The 25,415-nt window shown below is 64.5% G+C and carries 19 protein-coding genes; 13 read left to right on the top strand and 6 right to left on the bottom strand.

Going from position 1 to position 25,415, the window contains the following annotated elements:
- The first annotated feature begins 51 nt into the window (after positions 1-51).
- Positions 52-2,607, top strand: a complete 2,556-nt coding sequence (locus tag AWB68_RS17960) for an FUSC family protein (protein WP_087645699.1) — start codon at positions 52-54, stop codon at positions 2,605-2,607.
- Positions 2,608-2,625: 18 nt separating this feature from the next.
- On the opposite strand, the gene AWB68_RS17955 is transcribed toward AWB68_RS17960, so the two are convergent.
- Complete coding sequence (locus AWB68_RS17955) at positions 2,626-2,835, bottom strand: hypothetical protein (protein ID WP_087645698.1); 210 nt, start codon at positions 2,833-2,835, stop codon at positions 2,626-2,628.
- 144 nt (positions 2,836-2,979) lie between these two features.
- Entirely contained in the window at positions 2,980-3,456 is a 477-nt protein-coding gene (locus AWB68_RS17950; protein ID WP_087645697.1) for an Lrp/AsnC family transcriptional regulator, read from the bottom strand.
- Between the two features lie 131 nt (positions 3,457-3,587).
- Here AWB68_RS17950 and AWB68_RS17945 point away from each other — a divergent pair, with 131 nt between their 5' ends.
- A complete protein-coding gene (locus AWB68_RS17945; RefSeq protein WP_087645727.1) occupies positions 3,588-4,145 on the top strand; it encodes a cysteine dioxygenase family protein in 558 nt (185 codons plus the stop codon).
- Positions 4,146-4,182: 37 nt separating this feature from the next.
- Here AWB68_RS17945 and AWB68_RS17940 read toward each other — a convergent pair whose 3' ends face one another.
- Both AWB68_RS17940 and AWB68_RS17935 read right to left on the bottom strand, forming a co-directional pair.
- Positions 4,183-6,852, bottom strand: coding sequence for a mechanosensitive ion channel family protein (locus tag AWB68_RS17940; RefSeq protein ID WP_235028395.1), 2,670 nt, complete (start codon positions 6,850-6,852; stop codon positions 4,183-4,185).
- A gap of 147 nt (positions 6,853-6,999) precedes the next feature.
- Positions 7,000-7,455 (bottom strand): BCAL1086 family glycoprotein, encoded by a 456-nt coding sequence (locus AWB68_RS17935; protein WP_087645726.1) that lies wholly within the window; start codon positions 7,453-7,455, stop codon positions 7,000-7,002.
- 253 nt (positions 7,456-7,708) lie between these two features.
- On the opposite strand from AWB68_RS17935, the gene AWB68_RS17930 reads away from it, so the two are divergent.
- The 11 genes from AWB68_RS17930 (at position 7,709) to AWB68_RS17880 (ending at position 21,342) form a co-directional block, all read left to right on the top strand.
- Positions 7,709-8,290: a DJ-1/PfpI family protein gene (locus tag AWB68_RS17930; RefSeq protein ID WP_087645695.1), complete on the top strand. Its 582-nt coding sequence runs from the start codon at positions 7,709-7,711 to the stop codon at positions 8,288-8,290.
- A gap of 203 nt (positions 8,291-8,493) precedes the next feature.
- Positions 8,494-8,802 (top strand): hypothetical protein, encoded by a 309-nt coding sequence (locus AWB68_RS17925; RefSeq protein WP_087645694.1) that lies wholly within the window; start codon positions 8,494-8,496, stop codon positions 8,800-8,802.
- 694 nt (positions 8,803-9,496) lie between these two features.
- Positions 9,497-10,327, top strand: coding sequence for an IclR family transcriptional regulator (locus AWB68_RS17920; protein ID WP_087645693.1), 831 nt, complete (start codon positions 9,497-9,499; stop codon positions 10,325-10,327).
- A gap of 281 nt (positions 10,328-10,608) precedes the next feature.
- Entirely contained in the window at positions 10,609-11,955 is a 1,347-nt protein-coding gene (locus AWB68_RS17915) for an MdtA/MuxA family multidrug efflux RND transporter periplasmic adaptor subunit (protein WP_087645692.1), read from the top strand.
- Between the two features lie 20 nt (positions 11,956-11,975).
- On the top strand, positions 11,976-15,095 hold the full coding sequence (locus tag AWB68_RS17910; protein ID WP_087645691.1) for an MdtB/MuxB family multidrug efflux RND transporter permease subunit: 3,120 nt from the start codon (positions 11,976-11,978) through the stop codon (positions 15,093-15,095).
- Positions 15,096-15,099: 4 nt separating this feature from the next.
- Positions 15,100-18,405, top strand: a complete 3,306-nt coding sequence (locus tag AWB68_RS17905) for an efflux RND transporter permease subunit (RefSeq protein WP_087645690.1) — start codon at positions 15,100-15,102, stop codon at positions 18,403-18,405.
- An 81-nt stretch (positions 18,406-18,486) separates the two neighbouring features.
- On the top strand, positions 18,487-19,152 hold the full coding sequence (locus AWB68_RS17900; protein WP_087645689.1) for an SDR family oxidoreductase: 666 nt from the start codon (positions 18,487-18,489) through the stop codon (positions 19,150-19,152).
- A gap of 412 nt (positions 19,153-19,564) precedes the next feature.
- The gene (locus AWB68_RS17895) at positions 19,565-20,413 is read left to right on the top strand and encodes a hypothetical protein (protein WP_125482961.1); all 849 of its coding nucleotides are present in this window, start codon (positions 19,565-19,567) and stop codon (positions 20,411-20,413) included.
- A complete protein-coding gene (locus AWB68_RS17890; RefSeq protein ID WP_087645687.1) occupies positions 20,413-20,706 on the top strand; it encodes a hypothetical protein in 294 nt (97 codons plus the stop codon). Before AWB68_RS17895 ends, AWB68_RS17890 begins: the two co-directional genes overlap by 1 nt.
- 91 nt (positions 20,707-20,797) lie before the next feature.
- Positions 20,798-21,079, top strand: a complete 282-nt coding sequence (locus tag AWB68_RS17885; protein WP_125482960.1) for a hypothetical protein — start codon at positions 20,798-20,800, stop codon at positions 21,077-21,079.
- A complete protein-coding gene (locus AWB68_RS17880; protein ID WP_087645685.1) occupies positions 21,079-21,342 on the top strand; it encodes a hypothetical protein in 264 nt (87 codons plus the stop codon). Before AWB68_RS17885 ends, AWB68_RS17880 begins: the two co-directional genes overlap by 1 nt.
- Positions 21,343-21,368: 26 nt before the next feature.
- On the opposite strand, the gene kdpE is transcribed toward AWB68_RS17880, so the two are convergent.
- Together kdpE and AWB68_RS17870 are read right to left on the bottom strand one after the other, a co-directional pair.
- Entirely contained in the window at positions 21,369-22,067 is a 699-nt protein-coding gene (gene kdpE / locus AWB68_RS17875; protein WP_087645684.1) for a two-component system response regulator KdpE, read from the bottom strand.
- On the bottom strand, positions 22,064-24,877 hold the full coding sequence (locus AWB68_RS17870; protein ID WP_087645683.1) for a DUF4118 domain-containing protein: 2,814 nt from the start codon (positions 24,875-24,877) through the stop codon (positions 22,064-22,066). Before AWB68_RS17870 ends, kdpE begins: the two co-directional genes overlap by 4 nt.
- Positions 24,878-25,415: the final 538 nt, after the last annotated feature.

Here is a 25,415-nt window from a genome sequence, read left to right as displayed (position 1 = left end):
TGCAAGTCACACAACACACAACGCACAATCAAGCGGCAAATCAGGAAGTCGATGCCTTACTCGATCGAAATCAGAAAATTCATCTACAGCCAGTACTTTTTCGGCGGCTTGCGCATCGCGTTCGGCGTTTCGCTTCCCGCCGTCCTGATGCTGATCGTTTTCCATAACCGCGATCTCGGCTTCACGATCGCGACGGGCGCGCTCGGCGCGTGCGTCGTCGACATGCCCGGCCCGCTCAAGTACAAGCACAACGAGATGCTGGCGTGCACGGTGATCGGCACCTTCGCCGCGCTCTTGACCGGCATCGCCACGGCGCACGTGCTCACGCTCTGGCTCACCGTCGTGCCGCTTACGTTCGTGCTGTCGCTGATCGTGGTGTACGGCAACCGCTGGCCGCAGATCAGCTTCGCGACGCTCTTCATGATGATCGTCACGCTGGAAGAGCATTTCACGCCGATGCAGGCGCTCGTCAACGCGTCGTGGATCCTGCTGGGCGGCCTCTGGTACACGTACTGGGCAACGCTGATCAGCCACTGGCTGGTCTACCGCATCGAACAGCAGGCGCTCGCCGAAAGCATCTTCAGTTGCGCCGAGTACCTGATGGCGCGCGCGGATTTCTACGATCCCGAAGCCGATCTCGACGAGTGCTATCGCAAGCTGATCGAAAAGCAGATCGCGGCGGTCGAGCGCCAGGACGCCGCGCGGGACATCGTGCTGCGCAACCTGCCGAAACTGAAAAAGGGCAAGCTCCAGCCGCGCCGCGCGAGGCTTTTCAACCTGTTCATCAACGTGGTCGATCTGCACGAGTTCTTCGTCGGCGCGCATACCGATTACCCGCTCGTGCGCAGCACCTTCGGCGGCTCGGACCTCCTGATTTTCTACCGCGACCTGATGCGCAAGGCCGCCACCGACCTCGAAGAGATCGGTCTCGCAGTGCTGCAGAACGAGCCCGCGCGCTCGAAGATCAGCGTGAAGGCGGAACTGCGCGCGATCGAATACGAACTGGAACTGATGCGCAAGCACGGGCTGCCGGACAAGAACCCTGAAGCCTACGCCGCGGTGGCCGCCGTGTTCCGGCGCCTGTGGAGCGGGACGCGCCTCATCGACAGGATGCGCCGCCACACGCGCAGCGACACCGACGTGACCGAAACCGAGATGCGCATCGACCATTCGATCTCGCGGTTCATCTCGAGCCGGCGCGTGCCGCTTATGCAGATCTTCTCGAACCTGACGATGGCTTCGCCAAGCTTCCGGCATGCGCTGCGCGTGACGATCGCGGTCGGCGCCGGGTTCTGGCTCGGGCGGCTCCTGCCGCTCACCAACGCGTACTGGATCGTGATGACGACCGTCATCATCCTGAAGCCCGGGTATTCGCTCACCAAGCAGCGCAACACGCAGCGGATCATCGGCACGGCGATCGGCTGCGCGGCGAGCGTCGCGCTCATCCTGCTCGTCAAGGAGCCGAGCCTGCTCCTGGTCGTGATGTTCGCTTCGATGGTGATGAGTTACAGCCTCCTGCTCTTCAACTACACGGCGAGCGTCGTGTTCACGTCGTCGTACGTGCTGTTGATGTTCCATCTGCTCGCGCCCGGGAGCCTGAGGCTCATCGGCGAGCGGGCGATCGACACGGTCGTCGGTTGCGCGATCGCGATCGCCGCGAGCCACCTGTTTCCTTACTGGGAATATCGGTTGATGGGGAAGCTCGTCAACGACATGATCGCGGCGACGCGCCATTATCTCGAAGCAAGCTGGTGGTGGAATCCGAAGACGAAGGCGCCGGTGAAAGCGGATTCTGTCGCGCGGGGGAGTGAGGGGGAGCGCGGGGTGAATGGGGTGAAGGCCGAAGCTGAAGCTTTCGCCGAACCGAAGGCCGAAGCCGCGGTCTTCGCGGACAACAACGCCAGCGCGGCTGTCGTGGCCTCGCACGACGCGGAATCGGGCGATGTCGCCGTCGCGGCCCCGCCTCAGACCGCCAGCGAAACCTCGATCACCGAGCCAGCGCCCGCAGTTAAGACCGCCAACGCGACGGCGGCGAAGCTGTCGTCGGTGGCCGTCGGCGAAAGCACGGCTGCGGCGACGGGCGCGGGCGCGTCGGCCGCCGCTACGGTCGCCGCGACGGCGCTCGATCGCGACTACCGCTACCGCCTCGCGCGCAAGAATGTGCACATCGCGTTCGCCAATCTCGGACAGGCGTTCCAGCGGATGATGCTGGAACCGAAGGCGCACCAGAAGTTCGTCGCCGAGCTCAACGACCTGCTGGTGCAGTCGCACGTGCTCGCGTCGCAGATCACGGCGGCCGCGCCGCTGTTGCAGTCGCTCGCGAATGTCGAGGGTCAGGCGATCGAGCCGGTGCAGCGCGTGCTGGCCGTGATCCGCGACAGCCTCACCCAGGCGCAAGGCGGCGTCGCCGCACCCGACGACCAGGGCGAACAGATCAAGCAGCTTCGGCGCGAACTCGACTCGATGGTGGTCGCCGCCGAGCGCACCGAGGCGATGCCGAGCGACGCGATCCATGACCTGAAGCTGCTCGCGCACCAGTGCAAGCAGATGCTCGGCGCGTCGGTCCTGATCCGCAAGGACGCGAGCGTGATCCGGCTGCCCGCGTGAGCGGCGCTCGCCGGCTGGTTATTGCGACGCGCCGATGGCCGGCACGGCAGGCCTCACGTCGCTCGCCGCCGACGGCTGAGCGTTCTCCCGCTCGAACTCGCGCTTTTCGCGGATCGCGTTGAAGAAAAGCGTCCCGATCACCATCAGCACGACCACGACGATGAACACGCTGATCGCGAACGTCGGATTCTTTTTGCGGGGGCTTTTCCTGCTGCGGTCTTCGGACATGGAGAGAGGCTCGGGCGTGGCGCGGAGAATAAAGGCGCCATGTTACCTGTGAGGGATTTCAGAAGGGTTGCAGGGGGCGTGCGAGACGGACGGCCGCGGCATTGAAGTATCGACTGCACGGGTCTACAAGGCCCCTTAACCGCCCTACCGCCCCAAATCCCCAAGCGGCGGCCTCACCGGCAACGCAGTCGAGTACTTGATCTGTTCCATCGCGAAGCTCGAACTCACGTCATAAAGCGGCACGGCGCGGATCAATTCCTTATAGACGCGGTCGTAATCGTCGATATCCGACACCACCACGCGCAGCAGGTAATCCGTCTCCCCGCTCATCCGGTACACCTCGACCACTTCCGGAATATCGCGCACCGCGCGCGTGAAATCCTCCGCCCAGCTCTGCGTGTGCTGGTTCGTGCGCACCGCGACGAACACCGTCGTGCCGACGCCCAGCTTGCGCGGATCGCACAGCGCCACCTGCGCGCGAATCACGCCGGTCTCTTTCAGGCGTTGCACGCGCTTCCAGCACGGCGTCTGCGAAAGGTTGACGCGCTGCGCCAGTTCCGCGATCGGCATCGTGACGTCGGTCTGCAGTAGTTCCAGCAGCTTGCGGTCGATGAGGTCCATTCCCACACTGCGCCCCTTATAGGAAATTATTCTACTTTTGGGTGTTTGTACGGAATTATATGGAAACTATTTCCGGATGCAAACCGGTATAAATGGGCTTCCCAGTCAAAACGAAAAAACGCGCCGAAATCATGATCCGCGATCCCCTTCCCGCTCTTTGCCAGAACGCGCCACTTGGTCACGCGGACGCCTTGGCGCGCCTGACCGGCGAACTCGACGCCGCCCTCGCCACGCCCGCCGATTTCCCGCGCCGGGTGCGCGCGGCGCTTCTTGCGGCTTCCAAGGAGTGCGGGTTCCTGTCGCCGGAACAATGCGAGAGCGGCGCCGGGACCTATCGGCGACATCTGCTCGCCGCCGATCCCGACGGCCGTTACGCCGTTGCCGCACTGGTCTGGGAGCCGGGTCAGGCGAGCCCGGTCCACGGGCACCAGACCTGGTGCGCCTACGCGGTGATCGAGGGCACGCTCGCGGAAACCCTCTTTCGCTGGGACCCGATCACGAACCGCGCAATCGAAACGCGCACTCACGCGCGCGAATCGGGCTCGGTTTCGTTCGTCGGCGCCGGGCGCGGCGCGATTCATCAGTTGGGCAACGCGCCGGGCTCGGGCCGGCGCGCGGTTTCGCTGCACGTCTACGGCGTCGCGGCCACGCAGATCGCAACGCACGTCAACGATCTGGTCACGGTCTGAGCGGCCGAACGAGCGGACAAATAAGCGGCCGAACGATCTAGCCCTTGCCAGGCTCGGTCGCGGTCGGAATTTGCGGCGGGACCTGGACTGACTGATCCGTCGGCGGCGGCGCCGGCCTCGGCTCGTGCGACACGTCGCGCGCCTTCGCCATCCCGCTTTTCACGACCGGAGACAAAGGCTCGGGCGCGGGCTCCTCGGCCGGCTCGGCCTCGCTCGCGCGCGCCGCCTGCATCTCATGCAGGACATCGAATTCGTTCTCTTCCGACTGCGGCTCCGCAAACGCCGTCTTCTCGCGCGACATCTGCACCTGCATCTGCGGCACGGGCACGTCCATGCCGATCTCGTCCATCTTGCGCTTGATCCGCAGGTTGAACGCCCGCGCGACGCTCCATTGCTGCAACGGCCGCGTCTTGATCTGGCCTTTCACGACCATCCAGTTCGGATCGAACCGGTCGAGTCCCCAGACCTCGATCGGCCCGAGCATCTCGCGCCGGTAGCGGAAATCGGCCATCAGTTCGGCGCCGACTTCGCGGATCATCTGCGTGACCTTGTCGACGTCCGCCGAGAACGGCACGCGCACCTCGAACACCGCGTAGGCGAAATCGCGCGACAGGTTCTTCACGATCTTGATCTGCGAGAACGGAATCGCGTGGATCGCGCCCTGCCCGTCGCGCAGGCGCACGGTGCGGATCGTCAGGCTTTCGACGATGCCCGCATGACCGCCATCGACTTCAATCGAATCGCCGACTGAAATCGTGTCCTCGATGATGATGAAAAGCCCGGTGATCAAATCGGCGACGAGCGATTGCGCGCCGAAACCGACCGCCAGTCCGATCACGCCGGCGCCGGCAAGGAGCGGCGTCACGTTCAGCCCGAGATTCGCGGCCGTGACGATGCCGGCGATCATCAACAGCCCGACGAACACGACGTTGCGCACGAGCGGGAGCATCGTGCGCGCGCGCATGCTCGGCCCGCGCGACTTGCCGCGCGCAACGTTCGGGTTGAGCGCTTCCTGGATCGCGGTGTCGATGACGATCCAGATCAGCCACACAATGAAGAACGTCAGGATGATCGCGCTCACCGCGTGCGTGATGCCGCGCGCCGCCACGCTCTCCTCGGCGAGTTTCGCGAGCGAGAAGCCCCAGAAGCGCGACGACACCTCGAAGAAAGCGATCCAGATGGCGAGCACGAACAGTGTGCCGACGAATTTCACGAGCCGGCGCACGTACGGCGACTGGCGGCGCAGCCTGTGTGGCTGCGCGCGCGTCATGCGGATGACGACCGCGGAGAGGAAGAACGCGACGACGAGCAGCCCGGCGGTCGCGATCGCCATTTGCAGCACGTTCTCGGACGTGCCGATGCCGGCGAGCGTCGCGACCACCGAGGCGCCCGCGAGCAGCAGCATCGGCAACTGCCAGAGCGACGCGACGATCTCGAACGTTTCCGTCGCGGCGCGCCGGTTGTGCCGCTGCTCGTACGAGCGGCTTCTGATCAGGTGCGCGACCGGCCGCTGGAACGCAAGCGCGAAGTACCCGGTGAGCACGGCCGCGCCCATGTTCGCGACCGTCGAAATCAGCCCTGACAGGTTCGTCCCGAGTTGCTGGGCGACGTCGTAGTTCGCGGCGGCGTCGCCGAGCGCGCCAAGCGTGCCGATCAGGAACAGCAGCCGCCGCGCGTGCGTGATCAGGATATGAACGGCCACGCGCCGGTGCGCCGAGCCGAACAGCGAGAACATGATCAGGCAGATCGACGAAAACACCGCGCCCGCGACGATTGCGTAGGCGATGACCATCGCGAGCGTGCGTCCAAGCGACTGCGGCATGACGCGCACAAATGTGAGCGCGGCGATGAATGCGATGAGATACGGCGCCACGCGGCGCAACGCGAAGATGATCAGCTCGCGCGTGGTCGGATTCGGATGCAGCCCCGCCGCGATGCCGTAGCGCACGTGCAGGCGGCGCTGCAGGTAGACGAGCAGGTACGCGCACACGCCCCAGCCCGCGAAGGTGGCGAAGAAGTTGACGAGCGTGCGGCCGAACGACTCGCGGCTGTGGCTCGTGACAATGGTGAAGAGTTCGTTGCCCGCGGCGTTGAAGCGCCCGCCCCAGTAGGCGAATGGTGTCTTGCCGCGCTTGATGTCGGCCTCGATGTTCGTCAGCGCCGACGCGATGGCGCCCAGCAGACCCGCGTTCTGCGCGATCGTCGCGACTACCGACGATGCGGCCGCTTGCGTCGCGCCGGTCATCGCCACGGCTGGCGCGCTCGCGCCCGCGGCGCTGCTGGCGCCGGTTGCCGTGCCGCTTGCGGCCTGCGCCGAGTCGGCTTCGCGCTTGGCGTCGCGCAGCTTCTTGAGCTGGGCGACGAGTGCAGTGCGCTGCTTGTCGCTGTCGAGCGTGGAAATGATGTTGTCGAGCGAGCGCACCATGTCGGCGTCGTCGGCGGGCGCGGACGCGGCGGCCGGAGCCGATGCCGGCGGCGCCGGCGGGGTCAGCAATTCCTGGAACGTCGGCAGCGCGAGCGCCGGACCGGCGGCGCTGGCGGCCGGCGCGAGACCCGCGCAAAGCAAAGTGGCGCACAGCAGGAGCGCCGCACGAAGAACAGCGCGACGCGTGCCGGAAACCGTTCGACGCACACGCGCAAACGACGCCATCGAAAGGATCGCGACGATCGCCAGTGCGCCGGCGATCACGCAAGTACTTGAATTCATAGCGGTCCGGGACATCCGAAAGACCGCCAGTTTAGCTGCTCGGTCCGATCGACGCGCCGAACGGACGTAACGGAATGTTAGCCGGCGGTTAGGCGTCTTTCGTCTGACGGTTTCCGAAACACGCCGCACACCACCGATTTTTGAACGCTATTTGTCCATCTCGGTGCGCGCGCCGCTCGAATCGGTCGCGGCTCCGGCGCTCGCGCCCTGGGTCGTCGTGCCGTCCTTGGCCGCCCAGTCCTGAAGTCTCTTGCCCGCGACTTCGAGTCCGGCGCCCGTCGTGCTCGCCGCGTTCGCCATCGCGGCATTGGTCGCGCTGGCAGCGCCTTCGAGATTCGCCCGCGCCGTCTCGGCGACGCCGCTCGCCGAAATGCTCGGCATCGATCCGGCCGCATCGAGATTCTGCTGCGCCGCCTGTTTCGCCGCATCGACGTGCTGGCCGACGTAGCTCGCCGCCTGATCGAACTTCTGGTTCGTCTGGCTCGCGAGATTGTTCAGTGCGCCCGCGGCCTGTCCGGCGGTGGCGTCATGTTTTTCGCAGGCCGCGAGCACGGCCAGCGCCGCGAGGACAATCGCGATTCGTTTCAAGGAATTCGTTTGCATCATCAAGCCCATCCACATTAAGCGTGCGCAACACCGCCGCACGGTTCAAACCGGTTCGTCCCGGCGGACCAGGCCGCCAGCGGACATTCCGCTATTCGCAAAAACGCGCCAATCATACGCCGTCGCGCGAAGAGGGCGCGGCACGGCAGCCACGGCATCGCCCCGACGTGAAACTGTCAAGGCCGCGAGTGTAGACTGATCGACGGCTCGACTCGTCCGGCACTGCCGGATTCATCACTCCCGGAGGTTATCGATGGCTGCAAAGAAGATTCTCTTCCTCACCGGCGATTTCGCCGAGGACTATGAAACGATGGTGCCCTTCCAGGCGCTGCAGATGCTCGGCCACACGGTCGATGCGGTCTGCCCGGGCAAGAAAAGCGGCGAGCGGATCAAGACCGCGATCCACGATTTCGAGGGCGACCAGACCTACACCGAAAAGCCCGGCCACCTGTTCGCACTGAACGCAACGTTCGATGAAATCGATCCGTCCAAGTACGACGCGCTCGCCATCGCGGGCGGCCGGGCGCCGGAATACCTGCGGCTGAACGCCCGCGTGATCGAGGTGGTGCGCCACTTCGCCGAAGCGAAGAAGCCGATCGCGGCCGTCTGCCATGGAGCGCAACTGCTGGCGGCGGCGGGCGTGATCGAGGGACGGCGCATCTCGGCCTATCCGGCTTGCGCGCCAGAAGTGCGGCTTGCGGGCGGCGAATACGCGGACATCGCCGTCGATGCCGCGATCACCGACGGCAATTTCGTCACCGCGCCGGCCTGGCCCGCGCATCCCGACTGGCTGAAGCAATTCGTGGCGCTGCTTGGCACGCGGATCGAACTTTGAATGGCTTTTCGTCGTTCGGTTGAGCGATTTCTGTGAGTCGTCTTGAGTGTCGTGCGGGTGCCGCGGTCGTTGGCTCGACGCCGCGCGGCACCCGGACCACGAAATTCTTCGATTCGGTGACGTTTTTCAGACATCTCCAGTTATCGGCCCTTGACGCACTTCGTATAGTCGCGGACTTTCCCGCCCTGTCCAGAAGTGTCGTTATGAGCCTCATGAATCTCGTGGTCGCCCTCGTCGCCGCAATGATCCTGTTCGAGCCCTTCACGCGGGCGCCCGTCTCCCGGTCCATGCGCTTTTCGGCGCGCCGCAGTCGTGCGCGCCGCTCGTACATGCAGGCGGGCATCGCGTTGGCGGCGGCAATGATGGTGGCGACGAGCCATCCCGCACCCGAACGCATCTCGCCGATGCTGGTGTTCGGCGCCGCGATCGTGCTCATCCTTGCAAGCGTTTATTGGGCCGTGCGCGGCAAGCGCTTGATGAAGCCGCTGCGGATGTTCGCCGTACGGCGTTAAGCCAAAAAGTTGTTTCGGGCGCATTCGTCGGTCAGACTGCGCGCCTCTATTCCGGCTTCGCTCACTGAAGTGACGCCGCCGGTCTCGTCTGCCCGTCGCAGCAGCGCTGCGTACGCTTCTCCGCATCACGAAATCTCCTTTCGTGCACGTCAAAGCTGGTTCCCTGCTACTCCCGCCCGCTGTTCCCAGCGCCACGACGATCACGGTGGCCGCAGTCAGCCTCTTGATAGAATGTGCTTAAGACAATATTTCCCCGCACATCGAATCCAGCGATGACGACGACATCGTCTCGCGCGAGCCCGCGTCTCACAGCACAAGCAAAACTTGCCGCATGAACAACCGGCGAAAAAAAAGGCGCTGCGATGCCGCAGCGCCTTAAAAGTTCTAGCCATTCCGAGGGCCGTGCTAGAACCTGAGAGCCTGTATCCGATGTTCCACGGTTCGCTCATCATCTGGCGCACTTTCGTGGTTTCGAAATCGGGTTCCATTTTTTCCGGTAACGCTGCTTAAGTCAAGCAAAATTTCGTGCCATGGGCATCTGCCCAACGCTCTTCCTTCAAAGCCCGAGAACGGAAAAGTGTCATGGATCTACACCTTTTTGCCCAAGGCTTGCATGCACTGCAAAGTTGAATGAAGAGTTCGCGTACGATCCAAGGTTGAAACAGAGAAACGAAACGACGTTTTAAAAAATACAATGAACAAGAGCGAAAATCGACCGGCCGGCCGGGAAAAGGGCAAGGAAAAGGACGGCGAGGAAGTCACGGCGCTTGCCCGAGGACTCGACGTGTTGCGCCGGATCGCCGCCGCGGACGCGCCGGTGAGCAACCGCGAATTGACCGAATGGACCGGCATTCCCAAACCGACGGTATCGCGCATCACTGCGACGCTCGTCGGCGCGGGCCTGCTCTTCCGCCTGCCGGACAGCGAGCGCTTCGTGCTGACCGCGTCGGTGCTGGAGCTCTCCAACGGTTTCTTGCGCAACTTCGACATTCGCGCCCGCGCCCGGCCCTTTCTCATCGAACTCGCGGAACTGACGGGCCTGAGCGTGCATCTCGCGGTGCGCGACCGGCTGGAAATGGTCGTCATCGATGCGATTCGTCCGCGTTCCGCCGTGCTTGTGTCACGGCTGGAAGTGGGCGGGCGGATCGACCTGTGCCGGACGGCGGTCGGGCGTGCGTATCTTGCAGTGCTGCCGCCCACGGAGCGACAGACGCTGATCGCGAGCGTGCAGACCGCATCCGGCGACGACTGGCCGAGCATCATCGGCGGATTGCAGAACGGCCTCGATGACGTCCGTCAGCTCGGCTTCGCGATCTCGACCGGCGAATGGCATCACGGGCTGAACGCTGTCGCGGCGGGGTTCGTCGGGCCGTCGGGGCAGCGCTATGCCGTGAATTGCGGCGGCGCCGCGCACCAGTGCCCGCGCGAGACGCTGATCCAGAGCGTGGCGCCCGCGCTGCTCGATTGCATCGCGAGAATCGTCAACGAGATCGGCGGCACGCCTTCCGCGCGCCTCGCCGAATGAAGCCTCGCTGTGAAGAAGCCACGATGTAACACTCGTAATCATCCGAAAGAAAGTTAGCTGGACTCATACGAAGCGCGGGACGTAGCATCATGCTTCGCGCGGACCGGTTGCTTTCAAAGCTTTCCAGAGGGACCGCCCCGGCTCGCCCGGGATTAGTCGCCATGCATCCTGGAACACCTCGCGCGCTCGCTGGCGTCCGCATCCAGGAGCGGGCGCGCCGCCATCCGCTCCGAACTCCGCGCACCGAACGACAGTCACCGAAACACGCAAGCCACCGAACGATGGACGACCACACAAAAACTCCCACGCCGCCGTACAAGACCGACTCTCCGCCCTCCGCCAGCTCTCCCGTTCCCGCGCGGCGTCGCCGCTTCGGATGGCTCGTCGTCGCGCTCCTGATCATCGCCGGCGCGCTGCTGTGGTGGCATCCGTGGAGCCGCAACGACCCGGCGAAGGCGCAGCAGGCGGGATCGTCGGCGGGCGGGCGCCGTGGCGGCGCGGGGCTTGCCAATCAGCCGCAACCGGTGCATGTCGCGACCGTCAAGCAGGGCGAAATGCCCGTCGTGATCAACTCGCTCGGCACGGTGACGCCGCTCGCGAACGTCACGGTCAAGACGCAACTGAACGGCACGCTGATGGACGTCGCGTTCCAGGAAGGGCAGATGGTCAAGAAGGGCGACCTGCTCGCGCAGATCGACCCGCGTCCTTATGAAATCTCGCTGCGCAATGCCCAGGGCACGCTCGCGAAGGACCAGGCGCTGCTGCAAACCGCGCGGCTCGACTTGCAGCGCTACCAGACGCTGCTCTCGCAGGATTCGATCGCGAAACAGCAGGTCGATACGCAAGCGTCGCTCGTCAAGCAATATGAAGGCGCGGTGAAATCGGACCAGGCGAACGTCGATACCTTCCGGCTCGACCTGACCTACGCGCGCATCACGGCGCCGGTGTCGGGGCGCGTCGGCTTGCGGCAGGTCGATCCGGGCAACTACGTCACCACGGGCGATACGAACGGCGTCGTCGTGATTACGCAGTTGCAGCCGATCAGCGTGATCTTCACGACCTCCGAGGACAACCTCACCGCGATCCTGAAGCCGATGCGCGCCGGCACGAAGATGTCGGTGACCGCGTACGACCGCGCCAACACAACGGCCCTCGAAGCCGGCTACCTCGAAACGGTCGACAACCAGATCGACACCACGACCGGCACCGTCAAGTTGCGCGCGACGTTCGCGAACAAGGAGACCATGCTGTTCCCGAACCAGTTCGTGAACACGAAGCTGCTCGTCGACGTGATCAAGGACGCGACGATCGTGCCGACCTCCGCGGTGCTGAACGGCTCGTCGGGTGCGTTCGTCTACGTGGTGAAACCGGATAACACCGTGACCGTGCGCAACGTGAAGATCGGACCGGTCGATGGCGAGCGCACCAGCATCAAGACGGGCCTGCAAGTGGGCGAGCGCGTGGTGATCGACGGCTCGGATCGCCTGAAGGAAGGCGCGAAGATCACGATTCCGGCCGACAAGCCCAAAGGGGCATCCGGCGCGTCAGGCGCTTCCGCGGCCGGCGCTGCTTCGGGCGCATCCGGCGCGCATCATGGCGGACGCCACCGACAGCAGCCGCAGCAATGAACGGCGCGAGCAAGTAAAGCATGAACCCATCCCGTCTTTTTATCCTGCGCCCGGTCGGCACGGCGCTCCTGATGGCGGCGATCATGCTGGTCGGGCTCGTCGCGCTGCGCTTCCTGCCGCTCTCGGCCCTGCCCGCCGTCGACTACCCGACCATCCAGGTCCAGACCTTTTATCCGGGCGCGTCGCCCGATGTGATGACGTCGTCCGTCACCGCGCCGCTCGAAAAGCAGTTCGGGCAGATGGCGAGCCTGAACCAGATGTCGTCGCAGAGTTCGGCGGGCGCCTCGGTCATCACGCTCCAGTTCAGCCTCGATTTGCCGCTCGACATCGCCGAGCAGGAAGTGCAGGCCGCGATCAATGCGGCGGGCAACCTGCTGCCGTCCGACCTGCCCGCGCCGCCGATCTACGCAAAAGTGAACCCCGCCGACGCGCCGATCATCACGCTCGCGATCAGTTCGAAGACGCTGCCGATGACGCAGGTCCAGGATCTCGCCGACACGCGGCTCGCGCAGAAAATCTCGCAAGTGGCGGGCGTCGGCCTCGTCTCGGTGAGCGGCGGCAATCGCCCGGCCGTGCGCGTGCAGGCGAACACGCGCGCGCTCGCGTCGTACGGTCTCAACATCGACGACCTGCGCACCACCATCTCGAACCTCAACGTCAACACGCCGAAGGGCAATTTCGACGGCCCGACCCGTTCCTACACGATCAACGCCAACGACCAGTTGACCGACGCGAACGCGTATCAGAGCGCCGTCATCGCGTACAAGAACGGCCGGCCGGTGATGCTGACCGATGTCGCGACGATCGTCGAAGGGCCGGAGAATACGAAGCTCGGCGCGTGGGTCGATTCGACGCCCGCGATCATCCTGAACGTGCAGCGCCAGCCGGGCGCGAACGTGATCCAGGTCGTCGACGGCATCAAGAAGCTGTTGCCGGGCCTGCAGTCGTCGCTGCCCGCCGCGCTCGACGTGCGCGTCGTCACCGACCGCACCACCACGATCCGCGCCTCCGTGCGCGACGTGCAGTTCGAACTGGCGCTCTCGGTCGTGCTGGTCGTGCTCGTGATCTACCTGTTCCTCGCGAACGTCTGGGCGACGCTGATTCCGAGCTTGTCGGTGCCGCTCTCGCTCGTCGGCACACTTGCCGTGATGTATCTCTGCGGCTTCTCGCTCGACAACCTCTCGCTGATGGCGCTGACCATCGCGACAGGCTTCGTCGTCGATGACGCCATCGTCATGATCGAGAACATCGCGCGCTACGTGGAGGACGGCGACCCGCCGCTCGAAGCCGCGCTGAAAGGCTCGAAGCAGATCGGCTTCACGATCATCTCGCTGACGGTGTCGCTGATCGCCGTGCTGATTCCGCTGCTGTTCATGGGCGATGTCGTCGGGCGCCTGTTCCATGAATTCGCGATCACGCTCGCCGTGACGATCGTGATTTCGGCGGTGGTGTCGCTCACGCTCGTGCCGATGCTGTGCGCCAAGCTTCTGCGCCACACGCCGCCGAAGGAAAGCAAGCGCTTCGAGGCGCGCGCGCACCAGTTCATCGACTACGTGATCGGGCGCTATGCCGTCGCGCTGACCTGGGTGCTCGACCGCCAGTACGCGACGCTCTTCGTCGCGCTGCTCACGCTGGTTTTCACCGCCGTGCTCTACGTCGTGATTCCGAAGGGCTTCTTCCCGACGCAGGACACGGGCGTGATCCAGGCGATCACGCAGGCGCCGCAAGCCGCGTCCTATCAGGCTGTGGCCGCGCAGCAGCAGGCGCTCGCCGCGCAGATCCTGAAGAATCCCGATGTCGAGAGCCTGACGTCATTCATCGGCGTCGACGGCACGAACATCACGCTGAACAGCGGCCGCATGCTGATCAACCTGAAGCCGCGCGACGACCGCAGCAACACGTCGAGCGACGTGATCCGCACCTTGCAGAACGAAGTCGCGGACATTCCGGGCATCAAGCTCTACATGCAGCCGGTGCAGGACCTGACGATCGATTCGACCGTCAGTCCCACGCAATACCAGTTCATGCTGACCGACCCGAACGCGGCGGAATTCGCGGAGTGGGTGCCGAAGCTGATCGACCGCCTGCAGCATGCGCCCGAACTCGCCGACGTCGCGACCGACCTTCAGGAGAGCGGGCAATCGGTGTACGTGGAGATCGACCGGTCGACTGCCGCGCGTTTCGGCATCACGCCTGCGACCGTGGACAACGCGCTCTACGACGCCTTCGGCCAGCGCATCATCTCCACCATCTTCACGCAGTCGAACCAGTATCGCGTGATCCTCGAAGCCGAGCCGACCGAGGCGCACTACAGCGAAACGCTGAACGGCATCTACCTGCCCTCTTCCACCGCGTCGAACGGACAGGTGCCGCTTTCCTCGATCGCCAAGTTCCACGAACGCGCGGCCCCCTTGCTCGTCACGCACCTGGGCCAGTTCCCCGCGACGACCGTCTCGTTCAACCTCGCGCCGGGCGCGTCGCTGGGCGCGGCGGTGAAGGCGATCGACCAGGCGAAGCAGGACATCGGCCTGCCCGCATCGTTCCAGATCCGCTTCCAGGGCGCGGCGCTCGCGTTCCAGGCGTCGCTCTCGAACGAACTGTTCCTGATCCTCGCCGCGATCGTCACGATGTACATCGTGCTCGGCGTGCTGTACGAGAGCTTCATCCATCCGATCACGATTCTCTCGACGCTGCCGTCGGCGGGCGTCGGTGCGCTGCTCTCGCTGATGATCACCGGGCACGATCTCGACATCATCGGGATCATCGGCATCGTGCTCTTGATCGGTATCGTGAAGAAGAACGCGATCATGATGATCGACTTCGCGCTCGAAGCCGAACGCGAGGAAGGCAAGTCGCCGCGCGACGCGATCTTCCAGGCGTGCCTCCTGCGCTTCCGCCCGATCCTGATGACGACGATGGCGGCGCTCCTCGGCGCCCTGCCGCTGATGCTCGGCTGGGGCGCGGGGTCGGAACTGCGCCATCCGCTTGGCATCGCGATCGTCGGCGGACTGATCGTCTCGCAGTTGCTCACGCTCTTTACGACGCCGGTGATCTATCTCGGCTTCGATTCGCTCGGCCGCCGCGTGCGCGCCCGCTTCAACCGTGGCGTGCCGCCGCGTCCCGTGAGCGAAGCGGAGTAACGCGATGAACCTCTCGCGCCCCTTCATCGCCCGCCCGGTCGCGACGACGCTGCTCGCCATCGGCGTCGCGCTCGCCGGCATGTTCGCGTTCGTGAAGCTGCCGGTCGCGCCGTTGCCGCAAGTCGATTTCCCGACCATCTCGGTGCAGGCGAGTCTTCCGGGCGCGAGCCCAGAGACAGTCGCGACGAGCGTCGCGAGTCCGCTGGAACGACACCTCGGCTCGATCGCCGACGTCACCGAAATGACGTCGCAGAGCGCGGTCGGCACGACCCGCATCACGCTGCAATTCGGCCTGAACCGCGACATCGACGGCGCCGCGCGCGACGTGCAGGCCGCGATCAACGCGGCGCGCGCCGACCTGCCGGCCGCCCTGAAAAGCAATCCGACGTACCACAAGGTCAATCCCGCCGACGCGCCGATCCTCGTGCTCGCGCTCTCGTCGCCGACTCGCACCGCCGGCTCGCTCTACGATTCCGCCGCGACCGTGCTGCAGCAGACGCTCTCGACGGTGCCGGGCGTCGGCGAAGTCGATGTGAGCGGTTCGGCGAATCCGGCCGTGCGCGTCGAACTGGAACCGGGTGCGCTGTTTCACTACGGCGTCGGACTGGAAGACGTGCGCGCGGCGCTCGCCTCCGCGAACGCGAACAGCCCGAAAGGCGCGATCGAATTCAAGGGCAACCGCTTCCAGCTCTACACGAACGACCAGGCGAGCAAGGCCGACCAGTATCGCGATCTGGTGGTGGCGTACCGCAACGGCTCGGCGGTGCGGCTTTCGGACGTTGCCGAAGTGGTCGATTCGGTCGAGGACTTGCGCAACCTCGGCCTGATCAACAACAAGCGCGCGGTGCTCGTGATCCTGTATCGCCAGCCGGGCGCGAACATCATCGAAACCATCGACCGCGTGAAGTCGATGCTGCCGCAACTGCAGGCCGCCCTTCCCGCCGACGTCGAGATCACGCCGACCGCCGACCGTTCCACCACGATCCGCGCATCGCTGCACGACACCGAACTCACGCTGATGATCGCGGTGGCGCTCGTCGTGATGGTCGTGTTCCTGTTCCTGCGCAACTGGCGCGCGACGCTGATCCCGAGCGTCGCCGTGCCGATCTCGATCATCGGCACGTTCGCGGCAATGTACCTGCTCGGCTTCTCGCTCGACAACCTCTCGCTGATGGCGCTGACCATCGCGACAGGCTTTGTCGTCGACGATGCGATCGTCGTGCTCGAAAACATCTCACGGCACATCGAGAACGGCGTGCCGCGCATGAAGGCCGCGATTCTCGGCGCGAAGGAAGTCGGCTTCACGGTGCTGTCGATCAGCGTGTCGCTCGTTGCCGTGTTCCTGCCGATCCTGCTGATGGGCGGCATCGTCGGGCGGCTCTTCCGCGAGTTCGCGCTGACGCTTTCGCTTGCGATCGGCGTGTCGCTCGTCGTCTCGCTGACCGTCACGCCGATGATGTGCTCGCGCCTCTTGCGCGAGCCGCACGAAAAGACGGAAGAAGGACGCATCGCGCGCTGGCTCGAACGCCAGTTCGACCGGATGCAGCGCGGCTATGCGCGCACCCTCGGCTGGGCGCTCGCGCATCCGCGTCTGATCGTCCTCGTGCTGCTCGCGACCATCGGCCTCAACGTCTACCTGTACATCATCGTGCCGAAGGGGTTTTTCCCGCAGCAGGACACGGGGCGCATCGTCGGCGGCATCCAGGCGGACCAGAGCACGTCGTTCCAGGCGATGAAGGGCAAGTTCTCCGAGATGATGCGCATCGTGCAGGCCGATCCGGCCGTGGACAGCGTCGCGGGTTTCACCGGCGGGCGGCAGACCAATTCGGGCTTCATGTTCATCTCGCTGAAGCCGAAAAGCGTGCGCAAGGTGTCGGCGGATACCGTGATCCAGCGCCTGCGCGCTCCGCTCGGCGACGTCGCGGGCGCGCGCACGTTCCTCCAGGCCGTGCAGGACATTCGCGTGGGCGGCCGGCAATCGAATGCGCAGTACCAGTTCACGATGCTCTCGGACTCCACCGCCGATCTCTACAAGTGGGGGCCGAAGCTGACCGAGGCGCTGCAGTCGCGCCCCGAACTCGCCGACGTGAACTCCGACCAGCAGCAGGGCGGCCTCGAAGCGATGGTCACGTTCGACCGCGCGACGGCCGCGCGCTTCAACATCAAGCCGGCGCAGATCGACAACACGCTCTACGACGCGTTCGGCCAGCGCCAGGTATCGACGATCTACAACGCACTCTCGCAGTATCACGTCGTGATGGAACTCGCGCCGAAGTACTGGCAGGACCCGGAGATGCTCAAGCAGATCTACATCAGCACGTCGGGCGGCAGCGCGAGCGGCGCGGCGTCGACCAATTCGACCACCACGTCGAACTCGTCCGCCGCGGCCGCCGTGGCTGCGGGTGCCGCCACCGACACCGCGACGCAGCTTTCGCTCGCCTCCGTGCGCAACTCCGCGACCAACGCGATCGCGGCGAGCGGCAAGTCGGGATCGTCGTCGGGCGCGGCGGTTTCCACCGCGAAGGAGACCATGATCCCGCTGTCGGCCATCGCGAAGTTCGGGCCGGGCAGCACGCCCTTGTCGGTCAATCACCAGAGCCAGTTCGTCGCCTCGACGATCTCGTTCAACCTTCCGCCCGGCAAGTCGCTGTCGGACGCGACCGCCGCGATCTACGAAACGATGGCGACGATCGGCGTGCCCGGCACGATCCACGGCAGTTTCCAGGGCACGGCGCAGGCGTTCCAGCAATCGATGAACGACCAGCCGCTCCTGATTCTCGCGGCGCTCGCGGCGGTGTACATCGTGCTCGGCATCCTGTACGAGAGCTACATCCACCCGATCACGATTCTTTCGACGCTGCCGTCGGCCGGGGTCGGCGCGCTGCTCGCGCTGCTGCTGTTCAAGACCGAGTTCAGCATCATCGCGATGATCGCGGTGATCCTGCTGATCGGCATCGTGAAGAAGAACGCGATCATGATGGTCGACTTCGCGATCGAGGCGTCGCGGCACGGCGCGACGACCTCGCGCGAGGCCATCGAGCAAGCCTGCCTGCTGCGCTTCCGGCCGATCATGATGACGACCGCGGCCGCGTTGCTCGGCGCGTTGCCGCTTGCGTTCGGCTCGGGAGAAGGCTCGGAGATGCGCGCGCCGCTCGGCATCGCGATCGTCGGCGGGCTGATCGTGAGCCAGATGCTCACGCTTTATACGACGCCGGTGGTCTATCTTTATATGGATCGCATCCGCGTGCGGGCGGAGGCACGTCGGGCACGTAAGGGTGGCGGAGCACGGCCGGCCAGCGTCACCGAATAAGCGACGCAAACCGCCGGCGGCAGAATTCGCGAAAATCGCCTAACGTTGAAGTCCATTTTTCTCGACCGAGGAGCGTGATTGATGAAAGCGATGAAAGTTTTGCTGATCGGCGCACACGGCCGCACCGGCCGCCATATCGCGCGGCAGTTGCAAGGCGAAGGCATTCCGTTCAGGGCGCTGTTGCGCAAGTCCGCGCACAAGCCTGAGTTCGTCGCGCTCGGCGCGGAGATCGTGCTCGGCGACCTGACGAACGATTTCTCGCACGCGTTCGACGATGTCACACATGTGATTTATGCCGCGGGGTCGGCGGAATCGGAAGGGGTGAACGAGGAGCGCCTGATCGATCGCGACGCCGTGCAGCGCACCGCCGATTACGCGAAGCGCCGGCGCGTGCAGCAGCTAGTCGTGATCAGCGCGCTCTCGGCTTATTGGCCCGATGCCACTCCGCTCGCGCTCAGGCACTATTCGAGAATGAAGCACGAAAGCGACGACTACGTTCAGCGGCGCGGCGTGCCGTATGTGATCCTGCGGCCGGGGCCGCTTTCGGATGAACCCGCGCGCGGGACGATCGCGCTGGCGTCTGAACGCGTGGCGAATGCGCCGGCGGTGTCGCGGGAAGACGTGGCGCGCCTGGCGGTGGAGAGTTTGAAGCGCGGGTTGAAGGAACGGATGATCGGGTTTGTTGGTGGGGATGGGGGGATCGAGGAGGTTTTGACCAGCGTTTTGAGTACCGAGCCGATCTGCTGAGGACGTCGAGTGGAAATCGGTCGGACGCACTTGGGGGTCGGCTGGAGCGAATGTTCACCGGCCTTCTCGCCCGCAGACAGGCTTGTTATCACTTCCGTCTGGCCTGCCACAGTCGCGACGAACGCCCTATTTCGCTTTCAAGACCGCTCATCGAAAACGGCAGAGGCGATATTCCGTCTCGACGCGATCGCACCCAAGGAACATACAACTTCACATTTCTTCCGATGAAAGTTCGGTATCGTCGGGCATTGATTGTCTGAACCGATACCGAACGCAAGGCCCATCGTCATCCCGATTGCAAGCGTTCTGTATCCGCAAAGCCATCGTTTATCGGGGTGAAACATCAATGGCGGCAGAACTGAAAACGGACGCATGGCATCGCTATATGCTGTATCGAAGCAGCGAGCGATACATGACGTTCGAACCCGAAGAGAAGCGAAAAGAAGCGGTCGAAGCGGGCAAAAGATTCACGGCGTCGGCCTATGCCGATGTATGGGCGAAGGATGCGGAACTCGTCAAGCGCGTGCGCGTTTTTCTCCGCGAGAATTTCCACTGGCACGATCGGCTTGCCAGGAGCGGCGGAGATCTACCCGTTGTGCAGACGCTGATGGACATGGTGCGCGGCGGCAGCGTCGTGGTGATTCCCGAGAAGCCGATACTCAGCGGCGGCATTGCCTGGCCGCCGAAGAAGCCCGCATCGTCGTCATTCTGGGGCGTTGAAGACTACGATCCGCCACGCTACGCGAGCGTAAAGGAACGGTATCTGGCTCAGATTGCGGAGCTGCAGGCGAACGAAACGCCGTGGTCCGACATCGAGGCGATGAACGACAGCATCAACCAGAAGTTCATGCACGCCGCGGTTCTGATCGATCCTCTAGGTATGCTGCCCACGTTCGCTCGCGCGGGCTGGATCAGCAAATATGGTTTGCCGGACCTTTCGCGTTGGGGACAAGAGGCTGATGCGGACGCTGACAGCAATACGCCCGACTTGAGCATATTCAGCGACTCGGACGAAGTCGACGTCCGAACGCCACTTGGCGATGCACAGCCGTTCGAATTGGGCGAGAGCACAGTGTCCGACGACGTGAGGGAGATGGCAGCACGCGGCGTCAGCGAAGGGCACGAAGCGGAGTGTCTTTCGGAATACGAATTCGAACTCGAGCAATGCAATTTTATCGGCGCAATGTATAACGATCCTCGCACCTACGCGCTTTGTCGACAGAACGCCTTTTCCAACTACCAATCCTGCCGAGGCTATTGATGAAAACGCAATATTTGATTACGCGCTACGACCCGGACACCCAGCAGGTCAAGCAGTTTTGGTTATCCGAAGATGCAATCAATGCAAGCCGGTTGCGTCCCTTCTTTCAGTTCCCGGTTGGCCCAGACGCACCGCTCGATGACGAATTGGCGCATCGTGTCGGCGGGACAGTACTAATGTCGCTTGTGTCCCAATATCCCGAACTGCGCGCGCTCGCACGAATAACGAATGGCGCGGGGCAAAATCTCATGGACCTGACAGCCGGCGGAAAGAAATCACCTTTCGAATCTTGATTGATAAGGCCCACGCCGTAGGCCTTAAGATGACATGAGAGAGATAGCGTCGCGCGGAGTCAGCAAGGCTGATAAGGTCGCGGAGACTAAAATGAAGCCACAAGATAGAGCGGTAATCGTGTACTTCGACGCCGAGACTGGCGTCCTCAAAGGATGTGCCACCTTCTTGTCAAAGCTGGAGCCAGTAATTCAGCAACGCGTAAGCGTCGATTTGCCATTTGATTCGCATGACGCAATTACCGACGAGGACGCCCGCAAGATCGGTGGGTACGTCATCATGTTGATCGCCGGGGGTGAACCTGGGCTAAGAGAAAAATTACAAATCACGACGGCCGAGCCGATGGACTGGGCACCGATCAAGCGCCCCGAATAATGCCCGCTAATACCGAAAGGCGCTGCGTTGTCGTGATGTGGTCAGAAGAAAACCAGTCGCTGGTGTCATACACGATCGATGTGCAGAAGGTGTTGGCGGTCACTCAACGCTTGTTCCCCCTGGAACTTCCTCTAGCCGACTACAACGACACGATCGACGATGAGTTCGCCCGCCGTTTCGGCTGTGCGACGCTCAACTTGCTAGCCATCACTAACCCAGAGCTAAAACCGTATATCAAGGTATCGGAACAAAAGGAGCCGTAAGCTCCGGCTTCTATGACTTCAGCGCCCTAACCCGCCCCCACCAGCCGATACCCCACGCCCGTCTCCGTCACGATATGCTCGGGCTGCGCCGCATCGCGCTCCAGTTTCTGCCGCAGATGCGCCATATAAATACGCAAATAGTGGTGGCTTTCCACATGCGACGGCCCCCACACCTCGCGCAGCAATTGCCGGTGCGTGAGCACCCGCCCGGCATGCCGCACGAGCGTCGCGAGCAGTCGATATTCGATCGGCGTCAGATGCACGAGCGCGCCATCGCGCGTCACTTGCCGCAGCGCCAGATCCACCACGACCGGCCCAAAAGAAACCTGCGGCGTCTCACTCGCCGCCGCCTGATTGCGCCGTCGCAGTTGCGCGCGAATGCGCGCCATCAGTTCCGACACGCCGAAGGGCTTCGTCAGGTAATCGTCGGCACCGGCATCGAGCGCGGCGACCTTCTCCTCTTCCTGCGTGCGCGCCGACAGCACGATCACCGGCAACTCGGTCCAGCTTCGCAACTCCCGAATCACGTCGATCCCGTCGGTGTCCGGCAAGCCCAGATCGACGATCACGAGATCGGGCTTCCTCGTCGCCGCTTCGACGAGCCCCTGCTTGCCGGTCGGCGCCTCGTGCACGGCAATGCCCTCCGCTTCCAGCGACACGCGCACGAAGCGTCGAATCTGCTTCTCGTCTTCGATCAGGACGACGGTAACGGTGGGTTCACTCATGTCGTGGTTTTCGATGCCGGCGGTTCAGGCGCCGCCGTGTCGCGTTCGTCTTCCTCGATGATCGGCGCGGGCGGCGGCGCATCGACAGGCAGCGTGAACCAGAAGCGCGCGCCTTCGATGCGCCCGTGTTCGTCCACGCGGTTGGCCGCGCCGATTGTACCGCCATGCGCCTCGACGATCGCGCGGCAAATCGAGAGCCCGAGCCCGATGCCCGGTTTCGCCGACTCCTTCTCGCCGCGCGTGAATTTCTCGAACACGCGGTCGACCATGCCGGGCGGCAGTCCGGGACCGGTATCGTCGAGATCGACGCGCACGAAAGGCTTGCCGTCGGCTTCCAGACGCTCCGCGCCGATCGTGAGCCGCGAATCGGCGGGCGTGTATTTCGCGGCGTTCTCCAGCAGGTTCGAAAAGAGCCGCTCCATCAGCACGGCGTCGAGTTGCAGGAGCGGCAAGTCGGCGGGAAGGCGCACCTCGACGGCCCGCGCGCCGAGCGTCCGCCGGCACGCCCGGAGCGCCGCGCCGACTGTCTCCTCCAGCAGCGACCATTGCCGGTTCAGCCGCAAGCCGCCCGCCTGCAGGCGCGCCATGTCGAGCACGTTGGTGACGATGCTCGCCATCCGCAGCGATTCGTCGTGGATCGCTTCGATCAGCTCGGCGTTGGCGGGCGAACGCGTGTCGCCGCTCGATCGGCCGAGCATCGACGCGAAGCCGACGATCGCCGTGAGCGGCGTGCGCAAGTCGTGCGAGACCGCCGACAGCAGCGCATTGCGCAGCCGCTCCGACTCCATGCTGACGAGCGCATCGCGGGCGATATCGACGTAATGCACGCGTTCCAGCGCGAGCGCGATCTGCGCGGCGAAGGTGTCGAGCATGCGCTTGTGCTCGGGCACGTCGAGTTCGGCGGGATCGCGCGTGAGCACGGCCAGCACGCCGCGCGTGCTCATCGGCGCCTTCAGCGGCAAGTAGAGCGCGGCTGCGGCGGGCAGCGTGTCGGTGCCGCGGCCGGCCGGCTTCTGCTGGTCGTAGACCCACTGGCCGACGTCGAGATCCAGCGCGCCCGCATCGAGCAGCGGCGCCTGCGAATCGCGGTCGGCCAACGTGTCGAGCTTCTGGCGCACCTTATCGGCGCTGTCGGGCAGGAGCATCGCGACCTGCGCGCGGAACACTTCGCTCACGTGCCGCATGCCGATGCCGACGATCTGCTCGGTCGCGAGCGCCGCGCCCAGTTCGCCGGCCATCGCGTACATCGCGCTCGTGCGCCGCTCGCGCTTCTCGGCGATGCGTGCCTCGCGCCGCAGGCTCGACGTGAGATGGCTGATCACGAGCGAGGTCAGCAGCATGCCGGCGAACGTCAGCAGGTATTGCGTATCCGCCACCGACAGCGACATGCGCGGCGGCACGAAGAAGAAATCGAAGGCCGCGACGGAGAGGAACGACAGCATCACGCCCGGTCCGCGCCCGAGCCGTACCGCCGTGAACACGACGCCGAGCAAGTACAGCATCACGAGATTGGCGAGATCGATGCGGTCACTCACGAGGCTCGCGACCATCGTGACCGCCGCGCAAATCGCGCCGGCATAGGCGTACGCACGCGGCGGCGAGCGCTGCTCGCGCGCCGCGGACAGCGCATCGCGCCACGCGCGCGCGGCGGCATCGGGCACATTCGGCGACATGGCGCCCGCGCTGCGCGCGCCGTCGCTGGCGCGGATCAGCGTGAGATCGAGGTCGCCGGCGCGCTCGGCGAGTCGTTCGCTGAACGGCCGCAACAGGAGCCGCGCCATGCCCCGCCGTGACGAAGCGCCCACGACCAGCGTCGACACATTGCGCGCCTGCGCATAGCCGATCAGCGTCGCGACGGCGTCCGCGCCCGCGAGCGTCACCGTCTCCGCACCGAGTTCGGCGGCGAACTTGAGCGCCTGCATCGTGCGTTCGCGACGGGCGCCGGGGAGCTTTTGCAGACGCGGCGTCTCGACGTACGCGGCGATCCAGTCGGCCTTGAGACTCGTGGCAAGACGCGCGGCCGCGCGGACGAGCGCCGGCGCGTCGCTGCCCGGGCCGACGCACACCAGCAGCCGGTCGCGCGCCTGCCAGATGCGCTCGATCGAACGGTCGGCGCGATACTCGCGCATCTGCGCATCGACGCGATCGGCCGTGCGTCTCAGCGCGAGTTCGCGCAGCGCGATCAGGTTGCCCTTGCGAAAGAAATTGCGCACCGCGTGCTCGGCCTGCTGCGGCATGTAGACCTTGCCCTGGCTCAGCCGTTCGAGCAGTTCCTCGGGCGGCAGGTCGACGAGCGTCACTTCGTCGGCGCCATCGAGCACGCGGTCGGGGAGCGTCTCGAATACGCGGATGCCGGTGATCTGACCGATGACGTCGTTGAGGCTTTCCAGATGCTGGACGTTGACGGTCGTGTACACGTCGATGCCCGCGTCGATGAACTCTTGCACGTCCTGCCAGCGCTTCAGGTGCCGCGCGCCGGGGGCGTTCGAATGCGCGAGTTCGTCGACGAGGATCAGTTGCGGATGGCGCGCGAGCGCTGCGTCGAGGTCGAATTCGCTTAGCGTGCGGTTGTGGTACTCGATGGTCGTTTGCGGCAGGACTTCGAGGCCCGCGAGTAGCGCTGCCGTTTCGCTGCGGCCGTGCGTCTCAACGGTGCCGATCACGACGTCGTCGCCTTCGTCGTGGCGGCGGCGCGCGGCTTGCAGCATCGCATACGTCTTGCCGACGCCCGCCGACGCGCCGAAGAAGATCTTCAGGCGCCCGCGATGGCGCTGCTCGTCTTCTCGTTGCAGCACATCGGAGGGGGTCATCGCTGGCGCTCGGGTTGGGTGGGGTTTACGCCGTTTGATGTGCTCGGGCTTCGGTGGAAGTTGGGTGGGGTTTACGCCGTTTGATGTGCTCGGGCTTCTGTGGAACTTGTTTTCTTTGTGGTTTATTTGCTCTGCCCCTGTCCGGGGCGGGACTCACTTTCTTTGCTGCTGCAAAGAAAGTAAGCAAAGAAAGCAGCTTCCCACCGCCAATCCTTGCCATGCGCCGCTAGCCCGTTATGTCGGAGTGGTCCAACCGGGGGAGTGTCGTTAGCGGGGTTTCCTCGTTGTTGGCATGTAGAAGAGGCACGGGCATCGCACCGCCATACGGAGTGGACCAGCAGTCATTCATCCAGCCTCGCGCAACGCGCTCACCCGTCGGGCAAAACCGAGACCCGAAACCCATCGCTATATCTACATCCTATGTTCGTGCTTGCTGCATGCTTCAATTCACCGCTTGGCAGACCTGTCGTCGGGCACGCAGTGCCAAGACGGATGAATGACTGCTGTTCCACTCCCTGTCGCGGTGCGACGTGCGCGC

This window comes from Caballeronia choica, assembly GCF_001544535.1.
In the GTDB taxonomy this organism is placed as follows: Bacteria; Pseudomonadota; Gammaproteobacteria; order Burkholderiales; family Burkholderiaceae; genus Caballeronia; species Caballeronia choica.
The sequence above is the reverse complement of the archived record's forward strand: the minus strand, read 5'-3'. Positions and strand labels throughout refer to the sequence as shown.